At 66.1% G+C, this 248-nt stretch carries 1 protein-coding gene; it reads right to left on the reverse strand.

Going from position 1 to position 248, the window contains the following annotated elements; translation table 11 throughout:
- Positions 1–248: hypothetical protein (locus AAE045_RS23325; RefSeq protein ID WP_455549696.1), on the reverse strand; the 248-nt coding region annotated here is incomplete at both ends.

The raw sequence follows: 248 nt of genomic DNA on the forward strand, positions 1-248 counted from the left end.
TGGGTCTTGTCCCAGTACGACTTCGGCAGCGCCGGCATGCCGAGCGAGACGTAGAAGTCCTGCGCGCGCTCGGTCATCTGCTTGGCGGTACGCAGTTCGGCCTCACGCTGCGCCTTGTACAGCGCTTCCACGTTCGCGCCGCTGCCGGCCTTGGCCAGGGCACCACTCAGGTTGCTCTGGTACTGCTTTTCCGGCGCGGCGGTGATGTCCAGGTTGCCGGCACCGGGATACGGTTCCAGCTGGTCCCA

The sequence above is a fragment of the Dryocola clanedunensis genome (genome assembly GCF_038405435.1).
GTDB lineage: Bacteria > Pseudomonadota > Gammaproteobacteria > Enterobacterales > Enterobacteriaceae > Dryocola > Dryocola clanedunensis_A.